The 2,647-nt window shown below is 68.9% G+C and carries 1 protein-coding gene; it reads left to right on the forward strand.

All coding sequences use genetic code 11. From position 1 onward, the window contains the following. Window positions 1-372: 372 nt before the first annotated feature. Window positions 373-2,562 (forward strand): recombinase family protein, encoded by a 2,190-nt coding sequence (locus IEZ11_RS50250; RefSeq protein WP_229714006.1) that lies wholly within the window; start codon window positions 373-375, stop codon window positions 2,560-2,562. The last annotated feature ends 85 nt before the right edge of the window (window positions 2,563-2,647 follow it).

A 2,647-nucleotide genomic window follows, 5' to 3' on the forward strand; every position in this document is an offset into this window, starting at 1 on the left:
ACGGCAAGCTTGTCGTAGCGGCAGGCGACCGCCCGGTGGCGCTTGAGGCGGTTGATCCCGCACTCAAGGAGCGAGCCGCAATGCCCACATAGATGTGACCGAGGCGGGGAACAGGCCTGTCGTAGGGGTTGATGGCCTGCTCAACACCGCTGCTTTTGTTAGGCAGTTGCGTGAGCGACTGGCTGATGGTGGAGAGGGCGGTGAGGGTCAGTGGACGGGCATGTCGCCGCTGAGCTCCCCAGATTCCGCAGTGGGGAGCCGTTCCGGAGCTGAACCGCGAGATGGTGGTGCGGTTACTGGCAGTGCTGGCCGCGCGGATGGTGAGTGCGGCGGACCCGGTCGGGCAGGACGGGGGTGACCTCGGTGAGCACGATGGCTGCAGCGCCGTGGGATCGGATTGAGGGCAAGATCCAGCCGTGGCACCGCGACCGGCTCGCGGTGGTCTATGTCCGTCAGTCGACTCCCCAGCAGGTCCTCGATCATGCCGAGTCCACCCGGCTGCAGTACGGACTCACGCAACGGGCCGTCAACCTGGGCTGGGCTGCGTCCCGGGTCCTGGTGATCGACGAGGACCTGGGCCATTCCGCGTCCGGCGTGGTGGACCGGGCCGGCTTCCAGCGTCTGGTCTCCGAGGTCGGCCTGGACCATGTGGGTCTGGTGCTGGGCCTGGAAATGTCGCGTCTGGCCCGCAGTGGCCGCGAATGGCATCAGCTGCTGGAGCTGTGCGCGTTGTCGGGTGCTCTGCTGGCGGACCCGGACGGGGTCTATGACCCGGCCGAGCACAACGACCGGATGCTGCTGGGGCTGAAGGGAACGATCAGCGAGGCGGAACTGCATCTGATCAAGCAGCGGATGTGGAACGGACGGATCGGCAAGGCCCGCCGCGGCGAACTGGCCGTGCCCCTGCCCGTGGGCTATCTGCGCCGCCCGGACGGTCAGGTCGTGCGTGATCCGGACCAGCAGGTGCAGACCGTGGTCCGTCTGGTCTTCGACCTGTTCGACGAACTCGGCACGATCAACGCGGTGTTGCGGTTCCTGGTCGATGACGGCATCCAGATGGGCATCCGGGTGCGCGAGGGCCCCGAACGCGGGACGCTCGCCTGGCGCCGTCCCAGCCGGATCGTGATCCAGAACATGCTCCGCCACCCCGCCTATGCCGGGGTCTATGTCTATGGCCGCAGCCGGACCGATCCCCGCCGGCGTCTGGCGGGACGCCCGTTCACCGGACGCGTCCGCAGGCCGCCCGAGGACTGGCTGGTCTATCTGCCCGACGTCCTGCCTGCCTATATCAGCGCCGAGCGGCATGAACGCAACCTTGCCCGGATCGAGGCGAACCGGGCCCGTTCCCAGAGCATGGGTGCCCTGCGCGACGGCCCGGCCCTGCTGACCGGGCTGATCTTCTGCGGCCGGTGCGACACTCGTATGGTCGTGCACTACCAGCGCGGCCAGGGCGGAAAGCTGTGGCCGAAGTACGAGTGCAGCCGGGCGAAGGCCGACTACGGCGGCGAGCTGTGCCAGCAGCTGTCCGGGACCTGCGTCGACCGCCATGTGACCGGTCTGCTGCTGGCGGCGATGGCGCCCGCCGCCCTGGAGGTCTCGCTGCAGGCCGCCGAGCAGGCCCAGCACCGGCGCGAAGAGGTGGACCGGATCTGGCAGCAGCGTCTGGAACGCGCGGACTATGCAATCGACCGGGCCCGGCGCCAATACCAGCTGGCCGAGCCCGAAAACCGCCTGGTCGTGAGGGAACTGGAGAAGGAGTGGGAGCATGCGCTGGCCGAACGGCGGCAGCTCGGCGAGGAGTACGACCGCCGCACCGCAGCCCGACCCCGCGTCCTCACGGCCGCCGAGCGTGACCAGATCCGGGCCCTGGCCGCCGACCTCCCCGCCGTCTGGCAGGCGCCCACCACGACCGATGCGGACCGAAAACAGCTGGCCAGGCACCTGATCGAGAAGGTCAGCGTCACCGTCGTCGGCGACAGCGAGCGTGTCACCGTCCAGATCACCTGGACCGGCGGACACCGCACCGCCGGCGAGCTCGTCCGCCCGGTCGCCCGCCTGGATCAGCTCAGCTACTTTCCCCGCCTGGCCGAGCGGGCCCGCGAACTCGCCGCCAGCGGCCACTCCGCCCCGGCCATCGCGAAACTCCTCAACTCAGAGGGCTTCCGTCCGCCTAAACGCCGCGAACACTTCGGCACCCAGGGCGTCCGCACGCTGCTGCAGGACCTGGGCTGCGTCAGCCTGCAGGAACAGGCTCTCCACCGGAAAGCCGCACAACTCGGCCACCACGAGTGGTGGCTGACCGACCTCGCCCGCGAGCTTGGCATGCCCCGGGTGACGCTTTTCGGATGGATCCAACGCGGCTGGGTCACGGCCCACCAGCTCACCGACCATCGCAGGTCCTGGATCATCCACGCCGACCCCGCAGAAGTCGAACGGCTCCGCCAGCTCCACCAGCAGTCCCGCGGCCACCGACCACGACAAGCCTGGCTCGACCACCAGCAGGCGACGATAATCCGGAACGAGGAAGGAAACCACGGCGATGACGTCGAACCGCACGTATGACAGCACTGCGGCTTGCTCATCTCGACGGCATGGCGGCCCTTGTAGTCCTCGCGGTCGAACGCTGGCGGTCGGCCGCCCGAGTGGC

This window comes from Streptomyces fuscichromogenes (assembly GCF_014645815.1).
GTDB lineage: Bacteria > Actinomycetota > Actinomycetes > Streptomycetales > Streptomycetaceae > Streptomyces > Streptomyces fuscichromogenes.

Excerpts from the sequence above, each read along its gene's own strand:
- IEZ11_RS50250 (WP_229714006.1), top strand. The coding sequence starts at position 373 with ATGGCTGCAGCGCCGTGGGATCGGATTGAGGGCAAGATCCAGCCGTGG.